The 23,347-nt window shown below is 70.6% G+C and carries 22 protein-coding genes; 16 read left to right on the top strand and 6 right to left on the bottom strand.

The window, feature by feature from the left end:
• Positions 1 to 41: 41 nt before the first annotated feature.
• Positions 42 to 920 carry an anti-sigma factor family protein gene (locus tag BJ998_RS11600; protein WP_184861061.1) on the bottom strand — a complete coding sequence of 293 codons (879 nt, stop codon included), beginning with the start codon at positions 918 to 920 and terminating at the stop codon, positions 42 to 44.
• Positions 917 to 1,462: a sigma-70 family RNA polymerase sigma factor gene (locus BJ998_RS11595; RefSeq protein WP_052394903.1), complete on the bottom strand. Its 546-nt coding sequence runs from the start codon at positions 1,460 to 1,462 to the stop codon at positions 917 to 919. The genes BJ998_RS11600 and BJ998_RS11595 overlap by 4 nt, the downstream gene beginning before the upstream one ends.
• Before the next feature lie 178 nt (positions 1,463 to 1,640).
• Here BJ998_RS11595 and BJ998_RS11590 point away from each other — a divergent pair, with 178 nt between their 5' ends.
• The 11 genes from BJ998_RS11590 (at position 1,641) to BJ998_RS11540 (ending at position 11,855) form a co-directional block, all read left to right on the top strand.
• Entirely contained in the window at positions 1,641 to 2,168 is a 528-nt protein-coding gene (locus tag BJ998_RS11590) for a hypothetical protein (RefSeq protein WP_312890051.1), read from the top strand.
• Positions 2,165 to 2,941 (top strand): DUF4142 domain-containing protein, encoded by a 777-nt coding sequence (locus tag BJ998_RS11585; RefSeq protein ID WP_184861060.1) that lies wholly within the window; start codon positions 2,165 to 2,167, stop codon positions 2,939 to 2,941. The genes BJ998_RS11590 and BJ998_RS11585 overlap by 4 nt, the downstream gene beginning before the upstream one ends.
• Positions 2,942 to 2,991: 50 nt before the next feature.
• Positions 2,992 to 4,434 carry a DUF1996 domain-containing protein gene (locus tag BJ998_RS11580; RefSeq protein WP_184861059.1) on the top strand — a complete coding sequence of 481 codons (1,443 nt, stop codon included), beginning with the start codon at positions 2,992 to 2,994 and terminating at the stop codon, positions 4,432 to 4,434.
• A gap of 512 nt (positions 4,435 to 4,946) precedes the next feature.
• Complete coding sequence (locus BJ998_RS11575; RefSeq protein ID WP_184861057.1) at positions 4,947 to 5,672, top strand: DUF998 domain-containing protein; 726 nt, start codon at positions 4,947 to 4,949, stop codon at positions 5,670 to 5,672.
• The gene (locus tag BJ998_RS11570) at positions 5,669 to 6,610 is read left to right on the top strand and encodes a DMT family transporter (RefSeq protein WP_184861055.1); all 942 of its coding nucleotides are present in this window, start codon (positions 5,669 to 5,671) and stop codon (positions 6,608 to 6,610) included. The genes BJ998_RS11575 and BJ998_RS11570 overlap by 4 nt, the downstream gene beginning before the upstream one ends.
• Positions 6,607 to 7,887 (top strand): glycosyltransferase, encoded by a 1,281-nt coding sequence (locus tag BJ998_RS11565; protein WP_184861053.1) that lies wholly within the window; start codon positions 6,607 to 6,609, stop codon positions 7,885 to 7,887. Before BJ998_RS11570 ends, BJ998_RS11565 begins: the two co-directional genes overlap by 4 nt.
• Positions 7,888 to 8,038: 151 nt before the next feature.
• The gene (locus tag BJ998_RS11560) at positions 8,039 to 8,263 is read left to right on the top strand and encodes a hypothetical protein (RefSeq protein ID WP_184861051.1); all 225 of its coding nucleotides are present in this window, start codon (positions 8,039 to 8,041) and stop codon (positions 8,261 to 8,263) included.
• Positions 8,247 to 8,387 carry a hypothetical protein gene (locus BJ998_RS11555; RefSeq protein WP_184861049.1) on the top strand — a complete coding sequence of 47 codons (141 nt, stop codon included), beginning with the start codon at positions 8,247 to 8,249 and terminating at the stop codon, positions 8,385 to 8,387. The genes BJ998_RS11560 and BJ998_RS11555 overlap by 17 nt, the downstream gene beginning before the upstream one ends.
• 3 nt (positions 8,388 to 8,390) lie before the next feature.
• Positions 8,391 to 8,720, top strand: a complete 330-nt coding sequence (locus BJ998_RS11550; protein WP_184861047.1) for a hypothetical protein — start codon at positions 8,391 to 8,393, stop codon at positions 8,718 to 8,720.
• An 89-nt stretch (positions 8,721 to 8,809) separates the two neighbouring features.
• Complete coding sequence (secA2, locus tag BJ998_RS11545) at positions 8,810 to 11,152, top strand: accessory Sec system translocase SecA2 (RefSeq protein ID WP_184861045.1); 2,343 nt, start codon at positions 8,810 to 8,812, stop codon at positions 11,150 to 11,152.
• Between the two features lie 25 nt (positions 11,153 to 11,177).
• Complete coding sequence (locus BJ998_RS11540) at positions 11,178 to 11,855, top strand: class I SAM-dependent methyltransferase (protein WP_184861043.1); 678 nt, start codon at positions 11,178 to 11,180, stop codon at positions 11,853 to 11,855.
• Positions 11,856 to 12,041: 186 nt separating this feature from the next.
• Here the strand turns inward: BJ998_RS11540 and BJ998_RS11535 are convergent, their stop codons facing one another.
• Together BJ998_RS11535 and BJ998_RS11530 are read right to left on the bottom strand one after the other, a co-directional pair.
• Positions 12,042 to 14,282: a helix-turn-helix domain-containing protein gene (locus BJ998_RS11535; protein WP_184861041.1), complete on the bottom strand. Its 2,241-nt coding sequence runs from the start codon at positions 14,280 to 14,282 to the stop codon at positions 12,042 to 12,044.
• Between the two features lie 13 nt (positions 14,283 to 14,295).
• Positions 14,296 to 15,459 carry an NAD(P)/FAD-dependent oxidoreductase gene (locus tag BJ998_RS11530; protein ID WP_184861039.1) on the bottom strand — a complete coding sequence of 388 codons (1,164 nt, stop codon included), beginning with the start codon at positions 15,457 to 15,459 and terminating at the stop codon, positions 14,296 to 14,298.
• A gap of 18 nt (positions 15,460 to 15,477) precedes the next feature.
• Here BJ998_RS11530 and BJ998_RS11525 point away from each other — a divergent pair, with 18 nt between their 5' ends.
• Positions 15,478 to 16,968: an FGGY-family carbohydrate kinase gene (locus BJ998_RS11525; RefSeq protein ID WP_184861037.1), complete on the top strand. Its 1,491-nt coding sequence runs from the start codon at positions 15,478 to 15,480 to the stop codon at positions 16,966 to 16,968.
• A 7-nt stretch (positions 16,969 to 16,975) separates the two neighbouring features.
• Positions 16,976 to 18,043, top strand: coding sequence for an MAB_1171c family putative transporter (locus BJ998_RS11520; RefSeq protein ID WP_184861035.1), 1,068 nt, complete (start codon positions 16,976 to 16,978; stop codon positions 18,041 to 18,043).
• On the opposite strand, the gene BJ998_RS11515 is transcribed toward BJ998_RS11520, so the two are convergent.
• Positions 18,040 to 19,476 (bottom strand): benzaldehyde dehydrogenase, encoded by a 1,437-nt coding sequence (locus BJ998_RS11515; protein WP_184861033.1) that lies wholly within the window; start codon positions 19,474 to 19,476, stop codon positions 18,040 to 18,042. The two genes, BJ998_RS11520 and BJ998_RS11515, sit on opposite strands and share 4 nt — an antisense overlap.
• A 249-nt stretch (positions 19,477 to 19,725) precedes the next feature.
• On the opposite strand from BJ998_RS11515, the gene BJ998_RS11510 reads away from it, so the two are divergent.
• A complete protein-coding gene (locus tag BJ998_RS11510) occupies positions 19,726 to 21,213 on the top strand; it encodes a glycoside hydrolase family 28 protein (protein ID WP_312890050.1) in 1,488 nt (495 codons plus the stop codon).
• A gap of 237 nt (positions 21,214 to 21,450) precedes the next feature.
• Here BJ998_RS11510 and BJ998_RS11505 read toward each other — a convergent pair whose 3' ends face one another.
• A complete protein-coding gene (locus BJ998_RS11505) occupies positions 21,451 to 21,891 on the bottom strand; it encodes a nitroreductase/quinone reductase family protein (RefSeq protein WP_184861030.1) in 441 nt (146 codons plus the stop codon).
• A 116-nt stretch (positions 21,892 to 22,007) separates the two neighbouring features.
• Between BJ998_RS11505 and BJ998_RS11500 the strand changes: the two genes are divergently transcribed.
• Positions 22,008 to 22,709 carry a TetR/AcrR family transcriptional regulator gene (locus BJ998_RS11500; protein WP_184861028.1) on the top strand — a complete coding sequence of 234 codons (702 nt, stop codon included), beginning with the start codon at positions 22,008 to 22,010 and terminating at the stop codon, positions 22,707 to 22,709.
• The gene (locus BJ998_RS11495; protein WP_184861027.1) at positions 22,706 to 23,101 is read left to right on the top strand and encodes a TIGR03668 family PPOX class F420-dependent oxidoreductase; all 396 of its coding nucleotides are present in this window, start codon (positions 22,706 to 22,708) and stop codon (positions 23,099 to 23,101) included. The genes BJ998_RS11500 and BJ998_RS11495 overlap by 4 nt, the downstream gene beginning before the upstream one ends.
• Positions 23,102 to 23,347 lie beyond the last annotated feature (246 nt).

Below are 23,347 nucleotides of genomic sequence, written 5' to 3'. Positions count from 1 at the left end.
GCGAAAGCCGTGCGCCACAAGCGTTTACGGGGCGGAAGAGCTCAGACGTCGATGTCGAGGATGTCCGGGCCGTTCTCCCGCGCGAACTCCAGCTTCGCCAGGTCGGAGCGCGGGATCGCGACGCTGCCGTCGATGTGCAGCGGATCCGGGTTGCCGGGCACGCCGTAGCCGGTGCTGTTGACCAGCCAACTGCTCACCGCGCGCTTGCGGCCGTCCTTGGCCACGGCGAACAGCGTGCAGTCCAGCGGGCCCTTCACGCCGGTCAGGTCGAACGAGACGTCGGTGCCGTGGTCGTCGCCGGTCAGGCCGATCTTGGCGGTCACCGGGCCGTTGCTGGCCTGGATGGTCTCCGCCGGTCCACCGCCGAACGCGCCGGTCAGGCCGAGCGTGAGCAGCGGACCGCCGACGATCAGCACGGCCGCAGCGGCCGCGACCAGCCAGCCGGTGCGCTTGCGGCGGCGTCGGGCGTCGGCGATGTTCACCATGACGCCCTGCAGCACCTTGTCCTCCACCCGCGGCGGCGCGGGCAGCTGCGGCGCCGGGCGGAAGTCGGACAGGTCGGGCATGCCGCCCATCGGCGGCCGGGAGCCGTGCCGGGGCGCGGGCGGGCCGCTGGGGAACGGGCCGGCGGCGGCCGGGAACTGGCCGGTGTTGCCCAGCATCGGCGGGGGAGTGCTCAGGCCGGAGCCGGGGGCGATGTTGCCGCGGGCCGGACCGGGTAGGTCGTCGCCGAGCAGGTCGGCCAGCAGGCCGCTGCCGCGGACCTGGTCGAGCAGCGACGGCAGGCCGGACAGCTCGTCCAGCTCCGCCTGGCAGCGCGGGCACGTGGCCAGGTGGCGCTCGAAGGCGGCGTTGTCCGACTCGTCCAGCGCCCCCAGCACGTAGGCCGCGACGTCCACGTGGTCGGCCGGCGATGTCATGTGGTCATCCCCCGATCCTGCAAGGCTCGCCGCAGGGCCCGCAGTGCGTAGTACACCCGGCTCTTCACCGTGCCCGGCGGCACCCCCAGGACCTCGGCGGCCTCGTTCACCGTCCGGTCCTTGAGGTATGTCTGGAGGATAGCCTCGCGGTGCTCGGGAGACAGGCTGCGCAGCGCCTCGGCCACCACCATGGCGGACAGCGCCTTGTCGGTGCCGTCGGGCACCGCGACCATCTCCAGCGGCCCGGCCTCGGTCTCCGGGGGCCGCGCGCCCTTGCTGCGCCGGCCGTCGATGACGATTCGGCGAGCCACCGTGAACAGCCACGCGCGGAGCAGCCCGGGGGCGTCGTCGAGCTTGTCGGCGTTGCGCCACGCCCGGAACAGCGTCTCCTGGACGACGTCCTCGGCCCACTGCTGGTCGCCGCCGGTCAGCCGGAGCACGTGCCCGAACAGCGCGCCGCGGTGTTCCTGGTAGAGCGCGGTGACCAGCGTCGAGTCCCCGCCGGCGGCGTTGGCCGCCACGGGCTGGTCGCGTCTGGTCATCCGGTACCGCACCACGGGACACATCTTGATGCCACGAACGTGTTTGGGGAAGTGCACTCTCGGTAGTAATCGGTCACGGTCAACTGTGAATGTGAGCGGTTGCATCCACGAGTGAGCCGAATCCGACCGCGCTGAGTACTTAGTGGCGACCCTTCTCCCCGCACGAAAGGACGCCACCGTGCACCTGCGCCACCGCCGTCGTGGCCGGATGTCGGCCGTCGCCGCGCTGGGTCTGCTGCCGCTCGCACTCCTGTCCGCCTGTTCGGGCGGCTCGCAGGCAGCGACCGCGGCCGAGGCCGTCGCCACCCCGGTGTACACGTCGGACGCCGACGCGCCGCCGAACAACGCCGTGCTCAGCGTGGCCAACACGGCGCTGGGCAAGGTCGTGGTGGACGACCAGGGCTTCACGCTCTACATGTACGGCCACGACTCGGCGTCGCCGCCCAAGGCGACCTGCGACGGCGAGTGCGCGCTGACCTGGGAGCCCGTGTCGGCGCAGGACGGCTCCGTCGCCGTCGAGGGCGTCGGCCAGGGCCTGGTCGGCGAGGTCACGCGGTCGGACGGCACCAAGCAGATGACGCTCGCCGGCTGGCCGCTGTACCGGTACGCGCCCGACCAGAAGCCCGGTGACACCACCGGGCAGGGCCAGGGCGGGATGTGGTTCGCCATCGGACCCGACGGCAAGAAGGTGGCGGCCACGTCATGATCGCCCGGATCCTCGTGCTGCTCGCGGCCACCGTGCTCGCCATGATGTCCCCGATCATGGCGGCGGTGGCGCACGCGGCACCGGGGGACCAGGGCGATCCCGGCGTCAGCCAGAGCGACCAGGACGTGCTGACGATGGTCATGCGGTCCGGCATGTGGGAGATCGCCGCCGGCGGCATGGCCAAGGACCAGGCGTCGGCGGCGGCGGTTCGCACCGCCGCCGCCACCCTGGTCACCGACGACACGGTGCTCAACCAGCAGGCGGCGCAGGTCGCCGGGAAGCTGGGGGTGCAGCTGCCCGGCCAGCCCGACGCCGACCAGCAGGGGTGGCTCGCGCAGCTGCACGACGAGGCGGGCGCGACCTTCGACCACGACTACGTGAACCTGGTGCGCCAGGCGAACGGAAAGGTGTTCACGGCAGTCGCCGCGGCGCGTGCGGGGACCAAGAACGATCTGATCAAGCAGTTCGCTCAGAGTGCGGTGGACACGGTCATGAAGCACATGACCGTGCTGGAGGACACCAAGTTGGTGGACTCGGCCGCGCTCCCCGATCCGGCCCTTCCTCAGACGACCGATCAGGCCCAGGCCGGCTCCGCGGCCGGCCAGGGCGGCGCCACCCCGACAACGGCGCAGGTGGTCCAGCAGTCCAACACGGCGGCGCAGCCCGTCGACGACCGGCCGTCCCCGGCCGTGGTGCTCGTCGGCGTGCTGCTCATCGGAGCACTGGCCTGGGGCACCGTGGTGATCATCCGCAGGGTCGTCAACTCCGCATGACGAGGTGAGAATCAGTGTTCGGAAAAACAAGGACGCCCTGGTCGCGCGGTATGCGACTGACCGCGGTGATCGGCGGCCTCGTGTTGGCCGCCGGATCGGCCGTGGGCATCGGTGTCGCCGCGGGCGTGGGCGACTCGTTCGCCGCCACCGGCGACTCGCCCGAGATGGCCAGCGTCCAGGCCCTGCTGGCGAAGGCGCCGAAGCCCGGTTCGAACAAGATCGGACCGTTCGCCAACGACTTCATCGACATCAAGAAGGTCAAGCCCAACCGCAACGCCAACGTCGGCGGCGCGAGCGGCTCCTTCACCGAGGACTGCGGCACCAACCAGAACAACCACCACAACTCCGACAACTTCATCGTCACGCCCGGCGTCGACCACGGCGCCCTGCACGTGCACGACTACGTCGGCAACCGGACCACGACGGCCCGCTCCAACGACCGCAGCCTCGCGGCCGGCGGCACCACCTGCGCCAACGGCGACAAGTCGACCTTCTTCTGGCCGGTCATCCGGGTCAAGCAGGAGCCCAACGGCAAGAACAACAACCAGCAGGGCCCGGACAAGGGCAACATCGGTCGGCTGGTCGAGCCCAACCAGGTGACGATCAAGTTCACCAGCGGCGGCGCCGGCAAGGTGACCGCGGCCCCGCAGTTCCTGCGCGGCATCATGGGTGACGCCAAGGAGGTCACCAACGGCCCCACCAACGCCAAGGCCACCTGGACCTGCACCGGCTTCGAGAACCGGGTCACCAACAAGTACCCGGTGTGCCCGCAGGGCAGCGCCGTCGAGCGGATCATGGACTTCCCGTCCTGCTGGGACGGCAAGAACACCGACTCGGCCAACCACCGCACGCACCTGGTGTTCCCCAAGGGCAGCGGGCAGTGCCCCAGGGGCACCAAGGCCGTGCCGGCGCTGCAGTACACCCTGGTCTACAACTCGGTGCCCAACGGCTCGGTGTTCGCGGTCGACGGCTTCGACGGCCAGCTGCACAACCCGGCGACCGACCACGCCGACTGGGAGAACGTGATGAACTCCCAGCAGATGAACGGCGTCGTCAGCTGCATCAACAACGGCCAGCAGTGCGTCAACCAGGCCCAGGGCGGCGGCAACAACAACGGGGGCAACAACGGCGGCGACACCGGCGGTGGCAAGAACAACGGTGGCGGCGGCAACAACGGCAAGCCCGCGGCCAACCAGCGCGTGACCTGCCCCGACGTGCGCGGCAAGATGCCGGCGATCCCCGCCTCGGTGAAGTCCTCGGTCAACCAGGACCTCGACCAGATGGACAACTTCCTCACCGACGCCAACAACCGCCTGCAGGCGGCCGGCGACCAGGCGACGCAGGACTTCGTGAACAACTCGATCCTCGGCCCGCTGCAGAACAACCGGCAGTTCCTGATCAACCAGATCCTCAACCTGTTCAACCAGGCGCGGGCCCCGCAGCCCCAGACGAACCTGGTGTCGATGGCCGGCTGCTCGATGAGCGACAACTAGTCCTTCCGTCAGGGCGCTGTGCCGCGAACGCGGCCAGCCGGCACGGCGCCCACCCCTGCGAACGCCCCACCCGACAGCCAGTCGGGCGGGGCGTTCGCCGTTTTACGTCTATTTTCGCCCGGGGCGAGCGCAGTGAACGCGGCGTAAACCGGCGGGCAACAACCGCAAGGGGTTCGGTGAACACGACAGGAAAGCGATAAGCGATTAGCTGAGAGAACGCTGAGATACGTGAAGATCAACTTTCCTTTCGAAACCTGATCGTGACCTTAATTGAATGTGATACGCATCACACTCGATAGTGTGGGTCGCCACGCTGTCGATCCTGTCGGGGTGCTGTCGGTCGGGCAGTACGGTGCCGCTGACCGGGGATTCACCAACTCCTCACCGAGTCGAGTGGCCCGTCACCTGCGCCGGGTGGAGTTCGACCCCGGCGGTTCGGGGGTTTTCCCCACCTCCGAACCAGGGGTGTCCCCCATGGACCCGTGTGTGCGGATGAGGTGAGAATCGACGCCGTGAGCGACCGTGCGGCTGGGGGCCGAACCAGGGACGGGGGGCGAACGTGGGCGCTGCTCGCGATCGTCAGCTTTGTCGCCGCGCTGCTGCCGATGGTGTACCTGCACCTGGAGTCCAGCGGCCAGCTCAATCCGATCAAGCACACGATCAGTGACTATGTTTTCGCCAAGCAGGGGGCCCGGTATTTCGACACGAGCCTGGTGGCGCTGACCATCGGTTCGATTGCACTGATGGTCGGACTGGCCAGCGCCGGAATCATTCGGGGAACCGTGCTCACGGTGCTCGTCTCGATCTGGTGCCTGGGTCTCGCGGTCGCTCTCGTCTTTCCGACGGATCCGACGGACGGAATCCAGTCCATTTCCGGCGCGGTGCACCGGTGGGCCGCGATCTTCTTCTTCCCGTGCCTGTCCGCCGCCGGATTCCTGCTGGCCAGGCGGTGTCAGCTGACCCGGGGGTGGGAGCGGTTCGCGCCGGTCGTGCTGCGCCTGGCCATGGCCAGCACAATCGTGCTCGGCACGTTCGCGCTCATTCAGCTGGCCATCAACGAACCCGACATGCTGCCGTTCCTCGGATTCGTCAGGAATTACCTCGGACTCGCCGAGCGTATACTGTTCGGTATCGACATGGCGTTGCTGTTCGTGTTGGGCGCGGCGTTGTGGCGGGGCGCGGGGCCGGCGGCGCAGCGCCGCCGGGAGGCCGGCCTGGTCGAGGGCGGTGCTCGATGATCCCGCTCGCGATCACCCTGGCCGTGCTCGGGGCCTGCTGCAACGCCGTCTCGGCGAGGCTGCAGCACGGCGGCCTGAACGAGTGCGCCGACGACCGCGGGCTACGGCTCGCGGCGCTGCTGCGGCTGGCCCGGCAGCCGCTGTGGCTGGCCGGCATCGGGGTCGCCGGAGCCGGGGCCGCGCTGCACGCCACCGCGCTCGGACTGGCGCCGCTGTCCGTCGTGCAGCCGATCGGCATCCTCGCCCTCGCACTCACCACCGTGATGTCCGTGCGCATCGAGAGCATCCGACTGGACCGGGTCGCCGTCGGCGCCGTCGCGGCCAGCACCGTCGGCACCATCGCGTTCGTGCTGCTGGCCGCGACCGAGGCGAAGGCCACAGTCGTCGCGCCGGACGTCGAGCTGCGGGCGACCGTGCTGGTCATCGGCGTGGTCGGCGGGCTGACCGCGATCGCCGCGCTCAACACCGGCGCCACCCGGTGCCTCGGCTTCGCCACCGCGTCCGGCGTCTGCTTCGGCTACGTGTCCCTGCTGATGCGGGCTTTGCTGCAACAACTCGATTTGGGCAAGCAGCTCACCGAGGGCGGCGTGTTCCCGCTGCCCGAGGTCACCGGCATCGCGGTCGGCATCCTGGTCGGCGGCTGGCTCGTCCAGCACGCCTACGCCAGCGGGCCGCCCGAGGTCGTCATCGGCTGCCTGACCGTGATCGACCCGCTGGTCGCCGTCGGGCTGGGCGTCGTGCTGCTCGGTGAGGCCACCGACACACCGCCGTCTGTGGCCGCAGCCGCCCTGCTCTGCGCCGTGGTCGCCGCCGCGGGCGTGGTCGTGCTCACGCTGCGTCGGCCTGCGTCAACACCACCAGCTAATACAGTCGTCGACGGCGACCGGCAGCTTGTCGCGCCCGGGATGACCCAGCACTACGACGGGAGTACGAAATGACCTGGTCCCAGGTGCCCGATCGGCACGAGGCGGCCTCCGGACTGCGCATCGTGATCGGCGCCGAGACCTTCCCGCCGGACGTCAACGGGGCGGCTCGGTTCACCCAGACGCTCGCCGCCGGGCTGGCCTCCCGTGGCCACGAGGTGCACGTGATGTGCCCCTCGCCCACCGGGCGGCCGTCCGTGGACGTCGTCGACGGGGTCACGGTGCACCGGCTGCGGGCGTACCGGACGCCGTTCCACCCGTCGTTCCGGCTGGCCTGGCCGTGGCAGTCGCGCAAGGCGATGGAGCCGCTGCTGGCCGAGATCAAGCCGGACGTCATCCACACCCAGTCGCACTTCCTGCTGACCCGGGCGCTGATCTGGATGGCCGGCCGGGACAACATCCCGCTGGTCATCACCAACCACTTCATGCCGGAGAACATCCTGGGGCACGTGGGCGTGCCGGGCTGGCTGCGCAACGCCGTGTCCAAGCTGGCCTGGTGGGACGTGACCCGGGAGTTCGCCAAGGCCGACGTGGTCACCGCCCCGACGCCGCGGGCCGTGCAGCTGCTCATGGACAACGGGCTCACCCTGCAGGCGCGCGCCATCTCGTGCGGCATCGACCTGGACCGCTACCAGAACCGGCCGGTGTCGCCCGACCCCGACCACCGCACCGTGCTCTTCGTCGGCCGGCTCGACGAGGAGAAGCGCGTCCACGAGCTCATCCGGGCTCTGCCGCTGATCCCGGCCGAGCTCAAGGTGCGGGCCGAGATCGTCGGCGACGGCAGCAAGCGCGAGGCCCTTGAGCAGCTCGCCGGCCAGCTCGGCATCGCCGACCGGGTGCGGTTCCGTGGCTTCATCTCCGACGAGGACCTGCTCGACGCCTACGCCGCCAGCGACGCCTTCTGCATGCCCGGCATCGCCGAGCTGCAGAGCATCGCCACCATGGAGGCCATGGCCGCCGGCAAGCCCGTCGTCGCCGCCGACGCGATGGCCCTGCCCCACCTGGCCCGCCCCGGCCGCAACGGCTGGCTCTTCCCGCCCGGCAACGTCCCCACCCTGGCCGCCCGCCTCACCCAGCTGTTCTCCGACGACGCCGAGCGGGAGCGCATGGGCAAGGAGAGCCTGGCCATCATCGGCACCCACGGCATGAACACCACCCTGGCGACGTTCGAGGACGTCTACCGGGAGGCCATCACCGAGTCCCGCCGCCTCACCCGGCTCGCCGACCACCCCCGGCTGCCGGAGCAGGCCCGCGACTCGCAGCGGCGGGAACGCGCCGAGCGGTCGGCCTGACTGTCACGCACGGTAGTTGGACTGGGCCCGTTCCTCGTGTTTCTTGCGAGTAATGGGCCTTCTGCTGTCGCCGAGTGTAATTGCACTCGATTGGCTTGTTCTCGGGGATGCGCGCGATCGGCCGGTGTAATACCGTGTATTACGTGCTGTCGTGAGTGACGATCTCTACGACGGTGTGCCGCTCGAGCGCCTACCGATCGATGTCGTGTACGTGCCCGACCCGACACACCTGCGGCGCTCGCTGCGGTATCCGGGCGCGGTCGACATCGCGCCCGAACATGCTGTCCAAGCGGCGCTCGACCCACGCCGGCTGGTAGCGCGCGATCGCCGGATCGCGAACGAGGGAGGCGATCCGGATCGTGGGCCGCTCGCGTGACATGGGCCGAGTGCTGATCGTGGTGGTGTTGCCGGAGGACCATCCGCCGAGCGGGGTCTGGCGGATCGCCACCGCGTGGCCGGCCGACCGTCGGACGCGTGCGATCTACGGCGAGAGGGTGTGACTGATGGCAGACGACAGGTTGACGGAGGCGGCACTCGACGCCGAGGCGGCGCGGGATGTTGACGTGGAGTGGGTGCGGCACGAGGTGCCGCCGAAGAACCCGAGCGCGGTGTACAGCGTGCGGATCCCGGCGGATCGGATCGAGCAGTTGCGGCGAGTGGCGGCCGAGCGGGGGGTGCAGCCGACGGCGCTGATCCGGAGCTGGGTACTTGCCCAGCTGGACGCGGCCGAGCAGGGGGACGATCGGCGGCGTGTCTGGGAGCGGGAGGTCCGTGAGACGGCCGCGCACCTCCGGGATCTGCTGTCGGACGGGCCCCTGGCGGACACCGCTTAGCCGACAAAGGGGACTTATCGGCCTCGACCGGGCGATCTTCGGACGGTCGACGGGCGCGAGGTGGTGTGTCGGGGTGGTAAACAGGTGCTGTGGCGGGGGAGCGCAAGAAGCGCCTGACGACCGGGTTCTGGCGGCTGCTACAGGGCCGTGCGGTGGCTCGCGAGACGAGCAAGCTGCACGCGGTGGTGGCCGCGGCTGGCGCGCGCGAGGACGAGCTCCGGGAGCTGACGGACGAGCAGCTGACGGAGGCGGCGGGGAAGCTGCGCAAGGACGACCGCAGCGACTACGACGACAAGGACCTCGCGCAGCTGCTGGCCCTGGGCCGGGAGGCGGCCCGCCGCACCCTGAAGGAGCGGCCGTTCGACGTCCAGCTGCTGACGTCGGGCTGGATGCTCAAGGGCCGCGTGGTGGAGCTGGCCACGGGTGAGGGCAAGACGCTGGCGGGCGCGATCACGGCGGCCGGCTACGCGCTGCACGGCTGGCCGGTGCACGTCGTCTCCGTCAACGACTACCTGGCCCGCCGCGACGCGGAGTGGATGGGCCCGCTCTACGAGCTGCTGGGCGTCACGGTGAGCTGGATCAGCGGCGCCTGCGACCCGGACCGCCGCCGCGAGGCGTACGCGGCCGACGTGACGTACGCGTCGGTGAGCGAGATCGGCTTCGACGAGCTGCGCGACCACACGGCGACCAGGGTCGAGGACCTGGTGTCGCCGGAGCCGGGCGTGGCCCTGGTGGACGAGGCGGACTCGGTGCTGGTGGACGAGGCCCGGGTGCCGCTGGTGCTGGCGGGCGCGGCGGCGGCCGGTGAGCCGGACCGCGAGCTGCCGGACGTGGTCCGCCTGCTCCGCGCGGGCATGCACTACGAGATCGACGACGAGCAGCGCAACGTCTACCTGACCGGCGCGGGCGCGGAGGCGGTGGAACGCGCGCTGGGCGGCATCGACCTGTACTCGGCCGAGCACGTGGGCACGACGCTGCCGGCGGTGAACGTGGCCCTGCACGCGGAGGTGCTGCTCCGCCGCGACGTCGACTACATCGTCCGCGACGGCAAGGTCCAGCTGATCAACCCCTCCCGCGGCCGGGTGGCCCGGCTGCAGCGCTGGCCGGACGGCCTGCAGGCGGCGGTGGAGGCCAAGGAGGCCCTGGCCGCCAGCGAGACCGGCGAGGTGCTGGACACGATCACGGTCCAGGCCCTGCTCAAGCGCTACCCCAAGGTCTGCGGCATGACCGGCACCGCCCTCGCGGCGGCCGACCAGCTGCGCACCTTCTACGACCTGCAGGTGGCGGAGGTGCCGCCGAACGTGCCGTGCGTCCGCGTCGACGAGCCGGACCGCATCTACGACACGGTCGTGAACAAGAACGCGGCGATCGTCGAGGAGATCGTGGAGGCGCACAAGACCGGCCGCCCGGTGCTGATCGGCACGCAGGACGTGGCCGAGTCGGAGGCGCTCGCGGCGCGGCTGGCCGAGGTCGACGTGCCCTGCGTCGTGCTGAACGCGAAGAACGACGCCGAGGAGGCGGCGATCGTCGCCGAGGCCGGCCAGTACGGCACGGTGACGGTCTCGACCCAGATGGCCGGCCGCGGCACCGACATCCGGCTCGGCGGCGCGGACGGCGCCGACCACGAGCGGGTCGCCGAGCTGGGCGGCTTGTACGTGATCGGCACCGGCCGGCACCACAGCTCCCGCCTGGACGACCAGCTGCGCGGCCGCGCCGGCCGGCAGGGCGACCCGGGGCGGTCGGTGTTCTTCTCCAGCTTCGGCGACGACATCGTCGTCCAGTTCGCGGCCGACCAGCCCGGCCCGTCCAAGATCGAAGAGGGCGGCCTGGTCACCGACAAGCTCGCCCCGCACACCATCGCCCACGCCCAGCGCGTGGCCGAGGCGGAGAACCTGGAGATGCACGCCAACACCTGGCGGTACAACCAGCTCTCCGCCCAGCACCGCAAGATCCTCGGCGAGCGCCGCGACCAGCTGCTGCGCACCGACCTGGCCGCCCGGGAGCTGCAGAAGGACAGCCCGGACCGGTACCGGGAGGTGCTGGACAAGGTCGGCGAGGAGGTCCTGGTCGACGTGGCCCGCCAGATCGCGCTGCTGCACCTGGACCGCGGCTGGGCCGAGCACCTGGCCATGCTGGCCGACCTGCGCGAGGGCATCCACCTGTGGGCGCTGTCCCGGGAGAGCCCGATCGCGGAGTTCCACCGGGCGGCGATCCCGGCGTTCAAGGCGCTGTTCCGCACCGCGTGGGAGAAGACCGTCGAGACCTTCGAGACGGCCAAGATCACCGAGGACGGCGTTGACCTGGCCGGTGAGGGCCTGGCCCGGCCGACCGCGACCTGGACGTACCTGGTGCACGAGAACCCGTTCGGTTCGGACTTGGAGCGCAGTGTCCGCGGCCTGGGCCGGGTCCTGGGCAAGGGCCCGAGGCGGTAGCGTCTCGGGGCGATACCGTTCCGGGGTGGACCTCACCGCCGCCTGCGACCTGTACCGCAAGTACGCCGACGACCTCGCCGCCGTGCGCGACGAGCAGCGCCGCCGGCTGCCGGGAATCCGAGCGCAGCTCGACGACGTCGAGGCCGAGCTGACCTATCTCCGGCTGCGCGAGCTGCGGCCGGCGACGGTGGTGGAGATCGGCACCTTCCACGGCTGGTCCACGACGTGGCTGCTGAGTGCGTTGCGGGACAACGGGTTCGGTCGGTTGCTCTCCTACGACGTCGTGGACCACGTGCTGCGGTCGGTACCGGAAGACCTTGCGGCGCAACGGTGGACGTTCAGCAAGGGCGATGTGAGGGAAACTCGACTGCCGGCCGACATCGACTACCTGTTCCTGGACGCGGCGCACAGCGCGCGCTTCGCGCGGTGGTACATCGCGGAGTTGTTCAGCCGGTTGAACGGGACGCCGGTGAGCGTGCACGACGTGTTCCACGGCCGGCGGCCGATGCCGTTCAGCGAGGGCGCGGTGTTGGTTCGTTGGCTGACCGAACGAAAGATCGACTACTTCACGCCGTCGGCCCGGCGGGCGCCGGAAACCTTTGCGGCCTTGCTTGCCGTGAAACGGGAACTCGGCCTGGACGAGCCGATCCGCTCCGGCCGCGACAACCCGATGGTGTTCTTCGACCTGCCCCGGGGGAATTGACGGCCGGTCCCTTACCGCCGACGGGCAGGGCCACCCCCAGTGGACCCGCCCGTCGACGACGGCACCGCCATTCAACTATGGCGAACGCGGCGGCGCCGCAACAGTGTTGACGAGTTGAGCAAAAGTGGAAACACCCGATCGTCGGTCCGCTGCTGTCGGCTGCGTCACCCGTCGAGTCGTGCTCAGTTAGCCGAGGGCGTCCAGTTCGGCCCGCACGTCGCCGGCGCGGTGGTCGTCGACCTCCTCGTACAGCGCGAGCGCGGCGGCCAGCGACTCCTTCGCTTCGCCGGTGCGATCCAGTTCGCGCAGCACGATGCCGCGCCGGAACAACACGCCCGCCTCCAGCATGCGGTTGCGCACGTCCCGGGTCGCGACCAGCGCCTGGTCCAGGCTGTCCAGCGCGCGGCCGGGCTGCCCGTCGGCCAGGTACACGCCGGCGATCTTCAGCAGCGTTTCCGCCTGATCCGAGGCGTCGTCACTGTCCTGCGCAACCCAGAGCGCTTCGTGCAACGTGACGAGCGCGCCGTGGTTGTCGCCGCGCAGCTGCCGGACCTCGCCGAGAGTGGCCATGGTGGTCACTTCGCCGTGCCGGTCGCCAAGATCGCGGAACAACGCCAGCGCCTGCTGCGCCGGCCGCTCCGCCCCATCGGGATCGCGCTGCTCGGCCGCGAGCAGCCCGAGCCCCGCCAGCGTCCACGCCTCGCCGTGCCGGTCGCCGATCTCCCGCCTGGTGGCCAGCGCCTCCTCGTACAGCCGGGTCGCGGCGTCGAAGTCGTGCAGCCGGTGCTTGGCCACGGCGAGGTTCGTCTGCACCCACGCCTCCGCGAACCGGTCGCCCTCGACCCGCGCCGCCTGCGCGGCGAGCTCGTGCGTGGCGACCCAGACGCCCATCGGCATCCGCAGCCGGAAGTAGTCCCAGGACGCGATGCACAGTCGCCATGCGGTGCCGGCGAGCCCGTACGCCAGCGCGGTCTCCATCACCGGCAACAGGTTGGCGACCTCCCCGTCGCACCACCGCAGCGCCTCGACCGGCGTGTGGAAGTCGAGCGGGGTGACGCTCGGCCCGGAAGTCGGCACTTCGAGCATGTGCACGCGAAACGGCGCCAGCGCCTCGTTCGCACGCTCGGCGGTGCGCAGATACCAGTCGGTGAGCCGGATCGCGGCCTCGCGCCGGGACTGCTCCGTCTCCTCGGACTGCACGAGCTCGGCGGCGTAGACGTGCAGCAGGTCGTGCATCCGGTAGCGGTCGCGCTCGACGCCCTCGACCAGGTGCACGCTGGCCAGCCGCTCCAGCAGGCGGCGGCCCTGCACCGGTGAGACGCCGGCCAGCGCGGCGGCCGCCGGCGTGCTGATCTGGCCGCGCCGGAACACGCCGAGCAGCCGGAACATGCGCGCCGACTCGCTCGACAGGTCCCGGTACGACCAGGAGAACACCGACCGCACCGCCAGCGAGTCGTCGGTCGCCAGGCCGTCCAGCCGGTGCTCGTCGGAGTCCAGCTCCTCCAACAGCTCGTCCACCGGGTGATGCGGGTGCGTGGCCACCCGCTCGGCGGCGATCCGCAGCGCCAGCGGCAGGTGGGCGCAGTGCTTGGCCAGCGCGCTGATCGCCGCCGGCTCGGCGTCCACGCGGTCGTCGCCGATGACGTTGCGCAGCAGGAGTTGCGACTCCGCGCCGGTCATCGGGCCCAGCGTCACCTGGCGGGCGTTGGTGCGCATGGCCATGCCGGACAGCCGCCGCCGGCTGGTGACGATCACCGCGCAGTAGCCGGAACCCGGCAGTAGTGGCTCGACCTGGACGGAGTCGGCGGCGTTGTCCAACACGATCAGCAGCCGCCGCTGGTTGACCAGGGACCGGAACAGCTTGGCCCGCTGCTCCTGGTCGGCCGGCATGGAGTCGGTGGCGACACCGAGCGCGGCCAGGAAGTCGCCGAGCACGTCGGTCGGCCGCGCCGGGCCGCCGTCGGGGGAGTAGCCGCGCAGGTCGACGTACAGCTGGCCGTCGACGAACTGCATCGCCACGTCGTGGGCCAGCTTCAGCGCCAAGGCGGTCTTGCCGACACCGGGCGAGCCGTCGACCGCCATCACCGCGGGCGTGCCGAGCTGGCGGTCGTCCACCAGGGCCTCGTGCAGCAGGCCCAGTTCCCGCTCGCGGCCGACGAACCGGGCGGCGGCCGCCGGCAGCTGCGCCGGGCGGGACGGGACCGACTCGGTGGCCAGCGCCATCAGGCGGCCGCCCGCGTCCAGCACCTGGTCGCAGCGCCGGGCCAGCTCCGCCGACGGCGGCGTGCCGTTCTTGACCTTGCTCAGCCAGCTCGGCGTGTAGCCGACCTTGTCGGCCAGGACCCGCCAGGACATGCCGCGGCTGGTGAGCAGACGCTCCAGCTCGGCGCCGAACTCGGAGCCGGGCGTGAAGGCCGAGCCGGGCATCAGGCGCCTGCCCTCACGGCATGGGGGCGCGGTCGACCACGGACTGCCGCAGCTTGCGGATCTCGCGCGGCAGGTTCCAGCCGACCCCGCCGGTGACGACGCCGTCGCGGCCGTACACGGCGGCGAACTTCCGCTCACCCGGGTCGCCGGCCACCACCGCGTACTCCAGGCCCTCGCCGACCAGGCCGTACGCCTGCACCTTGGCGTCGTACTGGTCGGTCCAGAAGTACGGGATCGGGGCGAACTCCTGGTCCGCGCCGAGCAGGTTGCGGGCCACCGCCATGCCCTGCTCGGTGGCGTTCATCCGGTGCTCCAACCGCATCCGGCCGTACTGCGGGTGCTCCCAGTTGGCGACGTCGCCCGCCGCGTACACGCCGGGCGCGGCCTGGCAGCGGCTGTCGCAGACCACGCCGTTGTCGATCATCAGGCCGGAGCCCGCGAGCCAATCGGTGACCGGGGTCGCGCCGATGGCGACCAGCACGCAGGTGGCGTCGAGCACGCTACCGTCGGTCAGCCGAACTCCGATGACGTGACCATCTGATCCGATCATCTCGGCGACGCCGGTGTCCATCAGCACCCGCACGCCGTTGGCCCGGTGCAGCTCCTCCAGCATCTTGCCGACGGTCTCGCCCAGCTGGCGGGCCATCGGCACCGGCAGCGGGTCGACCAGCGTGACGTCCAGGCCCAGCGTGCGGGCGGTGGCGGCGACCTCGGCGCCGAGGAAACCGGCGCCGATCACCACGGTCTTCGGCTGCGCCAGCAGCTCGGTGCGCAGCGCGGTGGCGTGCTCCAGCGTGCGCAGGACGTGCACGCCTTCCAGGTCGTGACCGAAGGGCAGCCGCCGGGGCGCGACACCGGTGGCGATGACCAGGCCGTCGTAGCCGACGCGGGTGTCGTCGGCCAGCACCACCTCGCGGGCGTCCAGGTCCAGCCCGGCGGCCGGCGCGCCCAGCCGGAACTCGGCGTTCAGGTCGGCGATCTGCTCGTCCTTGCGCAGGTGGGTCTTCTCCGGCTCCCACTGGCCGGCCAGCACCTGCTTGGACAGCGGCGGGCGGTCGTACGGCACGTGCGCCTCGTCGCCGACCAGCGTCAGCCGGCCCTGGTAGCCCTCCCGGCGCAGCGTCTCCGCCGCCGTCAGGCCCGCCGCCGACGCGCCAACGATCGCGATCTGATCCATGTCGTCGAGGATAGGTGGATGTATGTGGGGATCGACATCGGAACGGCCACATCCAAGGGCGTTCTGCTCGGTGTGGACGGCACGGTCCGACACCGCGTGACCCGTCCGCACGCCGTGTCCACGCCGGTGCCCGGCCGGTTCGAGCACGACGCCGAGGACGTGTGGTGGCGTGACTTCGTGGACATCGCCCGCGAGTTGGTCCGGGCGGCCGACGGGGCGCGGCTGAACGGGCTGGCCGTGAGCGGCATCGGTCCGTGCCTGCTGCCGGCCGACGCCCAGGGCACGCCGCTGCGACCGGCGATCCTCTACGGCGTCGACACCCGGGCAACCGTGGAAATCTCGGAACTGACGGACCTGTTCGGCGGTGACGAGATTCTGCGGCGGGGTGGCTCGCCGCTGACGAGCCAGGCCGTGGGGCCGAAGCTGCGCTGGCTGGTCGTGAACGAGCCTCAGGTCTGGGCGCGGACCCGGATGCTGCTGATGGCCTCGTCGTTCCTGGTGCACCGGCTGACCGGTCGGTACGTGCTGGACCACCACTCGGCCAGCCAGTGCTCGCCGCTGTACGACCTGGGCCGGCGGGAGTGGGCCGATGACTGGGCTTCCGTCGTCGCGCCGGGGCTGCCGCTGCCGGAGCTGGTGTGGCCGACCGAGGTGGTCGGGCATGTGAGCAAGGCCGCCTTCGCTGCGACCGGGTTGCCCGAGGGGCTACCCGTGACGGCCGGGACCATCGACGCGTGGGCGGAGGCGACCAGCGTCGGCGTGCTGGAGCCCGGCGACGCGATGGTCATGTACGGCACGACGATGTTCCTCGTGCAGGTGGTCGACGAGCCGCGGCCGCATCCGGGGCTGTGGACCACTTCCGGCGTGTTTCCCGGCACGAGCACGCTCGCCGCCGGCATGGCGACGTCCGGTGCGGTGACCGACTGGCTGCGGGGACTGGTCGGCGGCTCGTTCGAGGACCTGGCTGCGCGGGCGGCGGAAGTGCCCGCCGGCAGTCGGGGATTGCTTGTGCTGCCGTACTTCGCGGGCGAGCGGACGCCGCTGTTCGACCCGTCGGCGCGGGGTGTGATCGCCGGTCTGACGCTGTCCCACGGGCCCGCTGAACTGTACCGCGCAGTACTGGAGGGCATCGCCTACGGCGTGCGACACAACCTGGAGACGATGAGGGTCGCCGGTGGTGCGGCCCGGCGGCTGGTCGCGGTCGGCGGCGGCACCCAGGGCGGGCTGTGGACGCAGATCGTCTCCGACGTCACCGGGCTGCCGCAGCAGGTCACCCGAGAGAGCATCGGCGCCAGCCTCGGCGACGCCATGCTGGCCGCCGTCGCGGACGGGGTCGACGTCTCCGGCTGGAATCCCGTCGTCGAGACCGTGCAGCCGGATCCGGGTCGGCCGTACGAGGAGTTCTACGCCCGTTATCGGGAGCTGTACCCGGCCACCGCGGACATCGCGCATTTCCTTGCCGAGCAACAACACCGTTCCGCCCGCGCGGACGCCCCGACTCCGGAATGATGCGCCCATGCTCGCCCTGGTGCTCGTGACCATCGCTTTGTGGATCGGTGCGCTGGACAAGCTGTACCAGCTATTCCTCGCGCCTGACGACCTGCCGCTGCGCGCCGTCGCCGGCTGCCTGGCGTGCCTGGCCATCGTGCCGGTGCTCAACCTGCCGCCCGTCGTCGCCTTCATCGACGGCGCCGGCGGCGGGCTGGCCCGGCTGCTCGTCAACCTGATGACGATGTCCGCCTCGTACTGGCTGCTCGCGTTCTTCCAGTACTCGGTGCGGGCCTCTCGGCGGTTCCAGACCGTGGCTTATGTCGGCGCGCTGGCCGTCGTCGTCGGCGTCTGGCTCGCCGCGCCCGCTTCCGTCCGCCTGCAGCCCGCCGCCCTGGCCAGCGGCAACGACTGGCACTCCACGGTGTTCGTCGTCGCCGCCGTCGGCTACATGGCGTACGCCCTCGGGCTGGCCATGCGCTGGTCGGTGATCTATGCCCGCGTCGCCCGCCGCGTCGAGCTCCGCCGCGGCCTTCGCGCCATGGCCGTCGGGCTCGCCTTCCTCATCACCGGCTGCGTCTGCAAGTGTTTCGTCGCCCTGCTGCAAGCGTTTGCGGGAGTTGCTTGGGCGGCCGGCAACCTCGCCTACGTCTCCTGCGTGCTCATCGGCAGCGTCTTGCTGGTCATCGGTGTCATGTACCCCGCCGTCACCGGCATGCTGGCCGCCGTGCCCGTGTGGCGGTGGCACCGCCAGGCCTACCGGGAGTTGGAGCCGCTGTGGCAGGCCCTGCACGAAGCGTTCCCCGATCTCGCCCTGCGCTCCGAAACCCTGCCTTGGTGGCGTGACCCGCTACGCATCCGGCGTACGCACCGGGACTACTACCGCCGGGCCGTCGAGATCCGGGACGGCCTCGTGCAGCTCGGCCCGTACTACCCGGAGGCCGAGACCGAGGACGCCGAGGCCGTCAAGGCGGCCTTGGCGGCCAAGGCGGCCGGCGCCCCGGCCGGGCCGCCGCATCCCGCTCCCGTCGCGGGCGGCGACGACCTCGACTCGGACGTCCGCTGGCTGGTCCGGCTCTCCCGCAGTCTGGCCTAGAAGGGGTAGTCCGGCGGGGTGTCCCGCACCGTCACCCACTGCCACTGGGTGAACTCCTCCCAGTTGGCCTGGCCGCCGTACCGGCCGCCGTTGCCGGAGGCGCCGACGCCGCCGAACGGGACCGCGGGGTCGTCGTTGACGGTGGTGTCGTTGACGTGCACCATCCCGGCCCGCAGGCGTTCGGCGAGTTTCCAGCCGCGGAAGGGCTCGGCGGTGATCACCGACGCGGTCAGCCCGTAGGCGGTGGAATTGGCCAGGGCGATGGCCTCATCGTCGGTGTCGAAGACGGTGACGGGGGCTACCGGGCCGAAGATCTCGTCGGTGAAGGCGGGCATGTCGGGGGTGACGTCGGCGAGAACCGTGGGCGCGTAGAACAGGTTCTCGTAGGTGCCGCCGGCGCGGATGGCAGCGCCGGCGTCGGCCGAAGCGCGCACGATGCGATCGACGTTGGCCAGCTGGGTGGCGTTGATGATGGGACCGATCTGGGTGTCGGCCTCGGTGGGGTCGCCGACCTTCAACCGCGCGGCCCGGGCGGCGAGGCGGTCGAGGTACTCGCCGGCGATCTTGCGGTGCACGAGGTGACGGCCGGTGGTGAGACAGATCTGGCCCTGGTGCAGGAAAGAGCCCCAGGCGCCGACCGAACTGGCGGCCTCGGGGTCGGCGTCGGCGAGCACGATGGTGGCGTTGTTGCCGCCGAGCTCCAGCGACACCTTCTTGACGTGCTCGGCGGCGGTGGCGGCGACGATCCTGCCGGCACGGGTGGAGCCGGTGAAGGAGATCATCGGCACCCGGGGGTCGGCGACGAGCGCGTGACCGGCGTCGGCCTTGCCGGGCAACACTTCCAGCACACCGGCCGGCAACCCGGCCTCCTCGAACAACCGGGCGATCAGCGCGCCGCCGTACACCGGCGTCTGGTGATCGGGCTTGAGCAGCACGGAATTGCCGAGCGCGAGCGCCGGTGCGACGGCACGCATGGCCAACACCAGCGGGAAGTTCCACGGCGTGATCACGCCGACGGCGCCGAACGGGATCCGGCGGCCGTAGCTCATCCGGCCGGCGGCCGGCAGCAGCTGGCCGTACGGCTCGGTCGCGAGCCCGGCGGCGGCGATCAGCTCGCCCCGGCTGGAATGCACCTCGTGCGTGGTCTTCCCGGCGATGGCGCCGCATTCCCTGATGCCCCAGCGGACGAACTCGTCCTCCTGGTCGTGGATGAGCCGGGCCGCGCGGAGCAGGACCTCCGCCCGTTCGGCCGGCGCGGTGTCGGCCCACTTCGGTTGCGCCACAACGCTTCGCGTCACGGCATGGCTGACGTCGTCCGGGCTGGCCAGCCGCGTGCTGCCGAGCACCGCGCCGGTCGCCGGCTCGACGACGTCGACCAGGTCCCCGGTCAGCTCGCCGAACACCGTCTTGTCGGACACGAGCAGATCGGCCATCACTGCCTCCGTGACAGGGAGTCGGGGTCTCGGTGCACCGGGCCGCGATCGACGACCCGGTCGAGCAGTCCCTCGGCAAGGTACGCCGGACAGTCCTCGGGGCGCACCGGAACCGGCTGCTGTCCGGTGTTGGCGGCAGGGCGTGGCGTGGGCGGGCGATCAACCCTTGACTCGATGGTGTCGGCGCTCCTAGTCTGGCCGAACCGCCGCGTTGTAAACGTTTACATTCCTCGTCCCTGGGAGGACAGCGTGCGCTACGCAGCGTTGCGGAGATCGGCCCTGCTCCCGATCGTCGCGGTGGCCGGAATCGTCGTGTTCTGCGCCGGAGGCGCCGCGGCGGCCACGGTCCAGCCGCACGCGACCACCTTCAACGTCAAGGACTACGGCGCGAAGGCCGACGGCAAGACCAACAACGCCCCGGCCATCGACAAGGCCATCGCCGCGGCGAACAAGGCGGGCGGCGGCACGGTGGAGTTCCCGTCCGGCACGTACCTGTCGGCCGGCACGGTGCACCTGAAGAGCAACGTCACCATCCAGCTCGACGCCGGCTCCACCATCACCGGCGCGGCGTCCGGCTACGACAAGCCCGAGTCCAACCCGAACGACAAGTACCAGGACTACGGCCACAGCCACTTCCACAACGCCATGTTCTACGGCGACGGCGTGGACCACGTGAGCTTCACCGGCTCGGGCACCATCGACGGCGGCGGGCACCTGATCACCGGCAACCCGAAGTCGGGCCAGGCCGACAAGATCATTTCACTCACCCGGTGCACCAACCTCACCCTGTCCGGCATCACGCTCAAGCGCGGCGGGCACTTCGCGGCGCTGATCAACGGCTGCGACCACGTCGTGTCCGACCACCTGACGATCTCCACCGCCGGTGACCGGGACGGCTGGAACATCATCAGCACCACGAACGTGACGATCACGAACATCACCGATGCCGCCAACGACGACGCGCTGGTGTTCAAGAGCGACTGGGCGCTGGGCAAGACACTGCCCAACGGACACGTCACCGTCACCAATGCCAAGCTCTCGGCCGGCTGCTGCAACGCGCTCATGTTCGGCTCCGAGACCTGCGGCGACTTCACCGACTACCAGTTCTCGCACATCACGATCACCGGCGCCGGCAAGTCCGGGCTGGGCCTGGTGTCCATGGACGGGGCGCACATCAGCAACGTGCACTACGACGACATCACCATGTCGAACACGCAGTCGCCGATCATGGAGAAGATCGGCACCCGGAAGCGGTGTGGTGGCAGTCCCGGCATCGGCAGCATCAGCGACATCCACTACAGCAACATCACCGGGACCAAGGCCGGCAAGTACAGCCCGACCATGTGGGGCCAGCCCGGGCACGCGGTCAGCAACATCACCTTCGACAACGTGCACCTGGACCTGCCCGGCGGCAGCGGCTCCGTGTCCACCGGCGTGCCCAGCGACAACGGGGACTACAACCCGAACAGCATCGGCACCCGGCCGGCGTACGGCTTCTACCTGCACAACGTCTCCGGCATCACCTTCACGAACAGCGGCTTCACGTTCGACAAGTCCGATGCCCGGCCGGCGATCATCGCCAACGCCGCCAGCGGGCTGACCCTGGACAACGTGACCGCCGAGGCCGGCAAGGCCAGCTACGACCTCGGCCTGCAGCAGGTGAACGGCTACTGCCTCACCGGCGGCACCAAGCTGCGCGTGAACAACTCCGGATCAACGGAGAAGTGCGCCAGCTGACCCGTTCGTCGATGACGGCAAGGCGGTGTTGCTCGCATTCGGCGCGAGCAACACCGCCTTGCTTCGCGAGCAACACCGCCTTGCTTTGTGGGGGTCGGCGGGAAAGGCGAGGGCCGTGAAGAGGGTTCGAGAGTGAGGCCAAGACGAATGAAAAGTGAACGACAGGGAAACTGAAAGTGGGGGCGGGGAAGGCCGGGGGAGCCCTCGGGGTTGCGGTGGAGGCGGCATCCGCGCTGGTCAGAGGCGGAAGACCGGGTAGCCGGGGGCGATGGCGAGCAGCTCCTCGTCGGTGGCGGTGTGGTCGATGCCGTCGAAGAACACCCCGACCTCGAACTTCCAGCGCTTGAGGTACGCCCGGAGGATGGCGGGCTTGTCGGCGTCTGACAGCTCGGTGGGGACGAAGGTCTCGGTGCGGCGGCCGAGGCGGAGCTGGCCGGTGCCGGCGACACGGAGGTTGCGGACCCACTGGGTCTGCCCGCGAGGGGCGACGAGGTAGCGAACGCCGTCGACGGTGAGCAGGTTGACGGGGGTGGTCCGCCACTCGCCGGAAGTCCGGCCCCGAACGGCCAGAATCCGGCTGCCCCAGACGCTGACGCCCAGTTTGGTGAGGCCGGCGACCAGCTCGTTGAAGACGTTGGTCGAGCGCTTGGGCTTGAGGTAACGGGCCACGGTGGTCATCTGCCTTCTCCGATCCGAGAGCGGTGCTCTGTGATGAGAACAGTGAACACGGAGCATGGCTTCAAGTCAAGAGCGGTGCTCTCGAAGTGGGTCGGCGCTCTGGTAGAGTGCGGAGCGTGAATGCGGGGAAGACGGCGCGTGATCGCGCTCGGGCGGAGCTGACAGCGGAGATCAAGGACGAGGCGCGCCGGCAGCTGGCGGTGTCGGGCGCGGACGGACTGTCGCTGCGGGCAGTGGCCCGTGAACTGGGCATGGTGAGCTCGGCGATCTACCGCTACTACCCGAGCAAGGACGACCTGCTCACGGCCCTGATCGTCGACGCGTACCGGGCGCTCGGCGCCGCGGCGACTGCGGCCGACCAGCGGCTTCCCGACCGGGACCTGCGCGGAAGGTGGCAGGCGGTGTGTCACGCGGTCCGGGACTGGGCTCGCGCCAACCGCCATGAATACGCGCTCATCTACGGCTCGCCGGTGCCGGGCTACAAAGCCCCGGAAATGACGATCGCCGAGGCGCAGAAGGTGCCGCTGATCATGGTCCGGGTGCTGCGTGCGGCCTGGGCGGAGGGCACGCTGCGCCCGACCCGTGACTCGGCCGTGCTCTCCGAGGGCCTCGCCGAGCAGTGCCGCGCCGTCGCCGAAGCGGTCGCGCCCGAGCTGCCGCCGGAGGTGCTGGCCAGGGCGATCATGGCCTGGACGCAGCTGTTCGGCATGATCAGCTTCGAGCTGTTCGGCCAGCTCGTGGGCAGTGTCGACCCCTCGGACGAGTTCTTCGCGTACGCCATCGACGTGCTCGCCGACCTGATGGGCATGCCGTCATGAGCCTCGACCGGTTCGCGCGGGCGCGCGTCGCCCGGCTCGCGACCGCCGGCGCGGACGGCCGGCCGCACCTGGTGCCGGTGACGTTCGCGGTCCACGACGACACGGTGGTGATCGCCGTCGACCACAAGCCGAAGACCACCACCAACCTGAGAAGACTGCGCAATATCCGGGAGAACGGCCAGGTCAGCCTGCTTGTCGATCACTACGACGAGGACTGGCGGCAACTGTGGTGGGTGCGGGTCGACGGTTCCGCCACCATCCTGACCGACGAGGCCGAGAAGGCCGAAGCGGTGGCGTGGCTGCGAGCGAAGTACGAGCAGTACCGGGAACGGCCGCCGACCGGACCGGTGATCAGGGTCGCCGTGTACAAGGTTGTGAACTGGCACGGCTAGCGCATTCCCGCGGTTTTGTGACAAGCGCCACTATCGCCGCGGATATGTACGGGGATACCCGTCGAACGGCGGTAAACGGCCGTGTCGCGCATTGTGAAACGTGTTGCGCGTTCGTCGAACGGCGTTCGACAGCGGCCCCGGCGGCGCTCCCACCAGCGCCCATGTCCCGGCGAAGATCATCGACGCTGTCCGGGAATGCGTGCAGAAGTGGCACTGGGCCAGGCGATTCGGCCGTTCCTGCCGGCG

Origin of the sequence: Kutzneria kofuensis, from assembly GCF_014203355.1 — a bacterium.
In the GTDB taxonomy this organism is placed as follows: Bacteria; Actinomycetota; Actinomycetes; order Mycobacteriales; family Pseudonocardiaceae; genus Kutzneria; species Kutzneria kofuensis.
Note: the sequence above shows the minus strand (reverse complement) of the source record. Positions and strands in the feature narration are given on the sequence as shown.

What these genes read in the sequence shown, in the direction of transcription:
- BJ998_RS11570 (WP_184861055.1), top strand. Translation starts at nt 5,669, where the DNA reads ATGATCCCGCTCGCGATCACCCTGGCCGTGCTCGGGGCCTGCTGCAAC.
- BJ998_RS11495 (WP_184861027.1), top strand. Translation starts at nt 22,706, where the DNA reads ATGAGCCTCGACCGGTTCGCGCGGGCGCGCGTCGCCCGGCTCGCGACC.
- BJ998_RS11565 (WP_184861053.1), top strand. Translation starts at nt 6,607, where the DNA reads ATGACCTGGTCCCAGGTGCCCGATCGGCACGAGGCGGCCTCCGGACTG.
- BJ998_RS11530 (WP_184861039.1), bottom strand. Translation starts at nt 15,459, where the DNA reads ATGGATCAGATCGCGATCGTTGGCGCGTCGGCGGCGGGCCTGACGGCG.
- BJ998_RS11585 (WP_184861060.1), top strand. Translation starts at nt 2,165, where the DNA reads ATGATCGCCCGGATCCTCGTGCTGCTCGCGGCCACCGTGCTCGCCATG.
- BJ998_RS11595 (WP_052394903.1), bottom strand. Translation starts at nt 1,462, where the DNA reads ATGACCAGACGCGACCAGCCCGTGGCGGCCAACGCCGCCGGCGGGGAC.
- BJ998_RS11525 (WP_184861037.1), top strand. Translation starts at nt 15,478, where the DNA reads ATGTATGTGGGGATCGACATCGGAACGGCCACATCCAAGGGCGTTCTG.
- BJ998_RS11505 (WP_184861030.1), bottom strand. Translation starts at nt 21,891, where the DNA reads ATGACCACCGTGGCCCGTTACCTCAAGCCCAAGCGCTCGACCAACGTC.
- BJ998_RS11550 (WP_184861047.1), top strand. Translation starts at nt 8,391, where the DNA reads ATGGCAGACGACAGGTTGACGGAGGCGGCACTCGACGCCGAGGCGGCG.
- BJ998_RS11535 (WP_184861041.1), bottom strand. Translation starts at nt 14,282, where the DNA reads ATGCCCGGCTCGGCCTTCACGCCCGGCTCCGAGTTCGGCGCCGAGCTG.
- BJ998_RS11580 (WP_184861059.1), top strand. Translation starts at nt 2,992, where the DNA reads ATGCGACTGACCGCGGTGATCGGCGGCCTCGTGTTGGCCGCCGGATCG.
- BJ998_RS11515 (WP_184861033.1), bottom strand. Translation starts at nt 19,476, where the DNA reads ATGGCCGATCTGCTCGTGTCCGACAAGACGGTGTTCGGCGAGCTGACC.
- BJ998_RS11600 (WP_184861061.1), bottom strand. Translation starts at nt 920, where the DNA reads ATGACATCGCCGGCCGACCACGTGGACGTCGCGGCCTACGTGCTGGGG.
- BJ998_RS11520 (WP_184861035.1), top strand. Translation starts at nt 16,976, where the DNA reads ATGCTCGCCCTGGTGCTCGTGACCATCGCTTTGTGGATCGGTGCGCTG.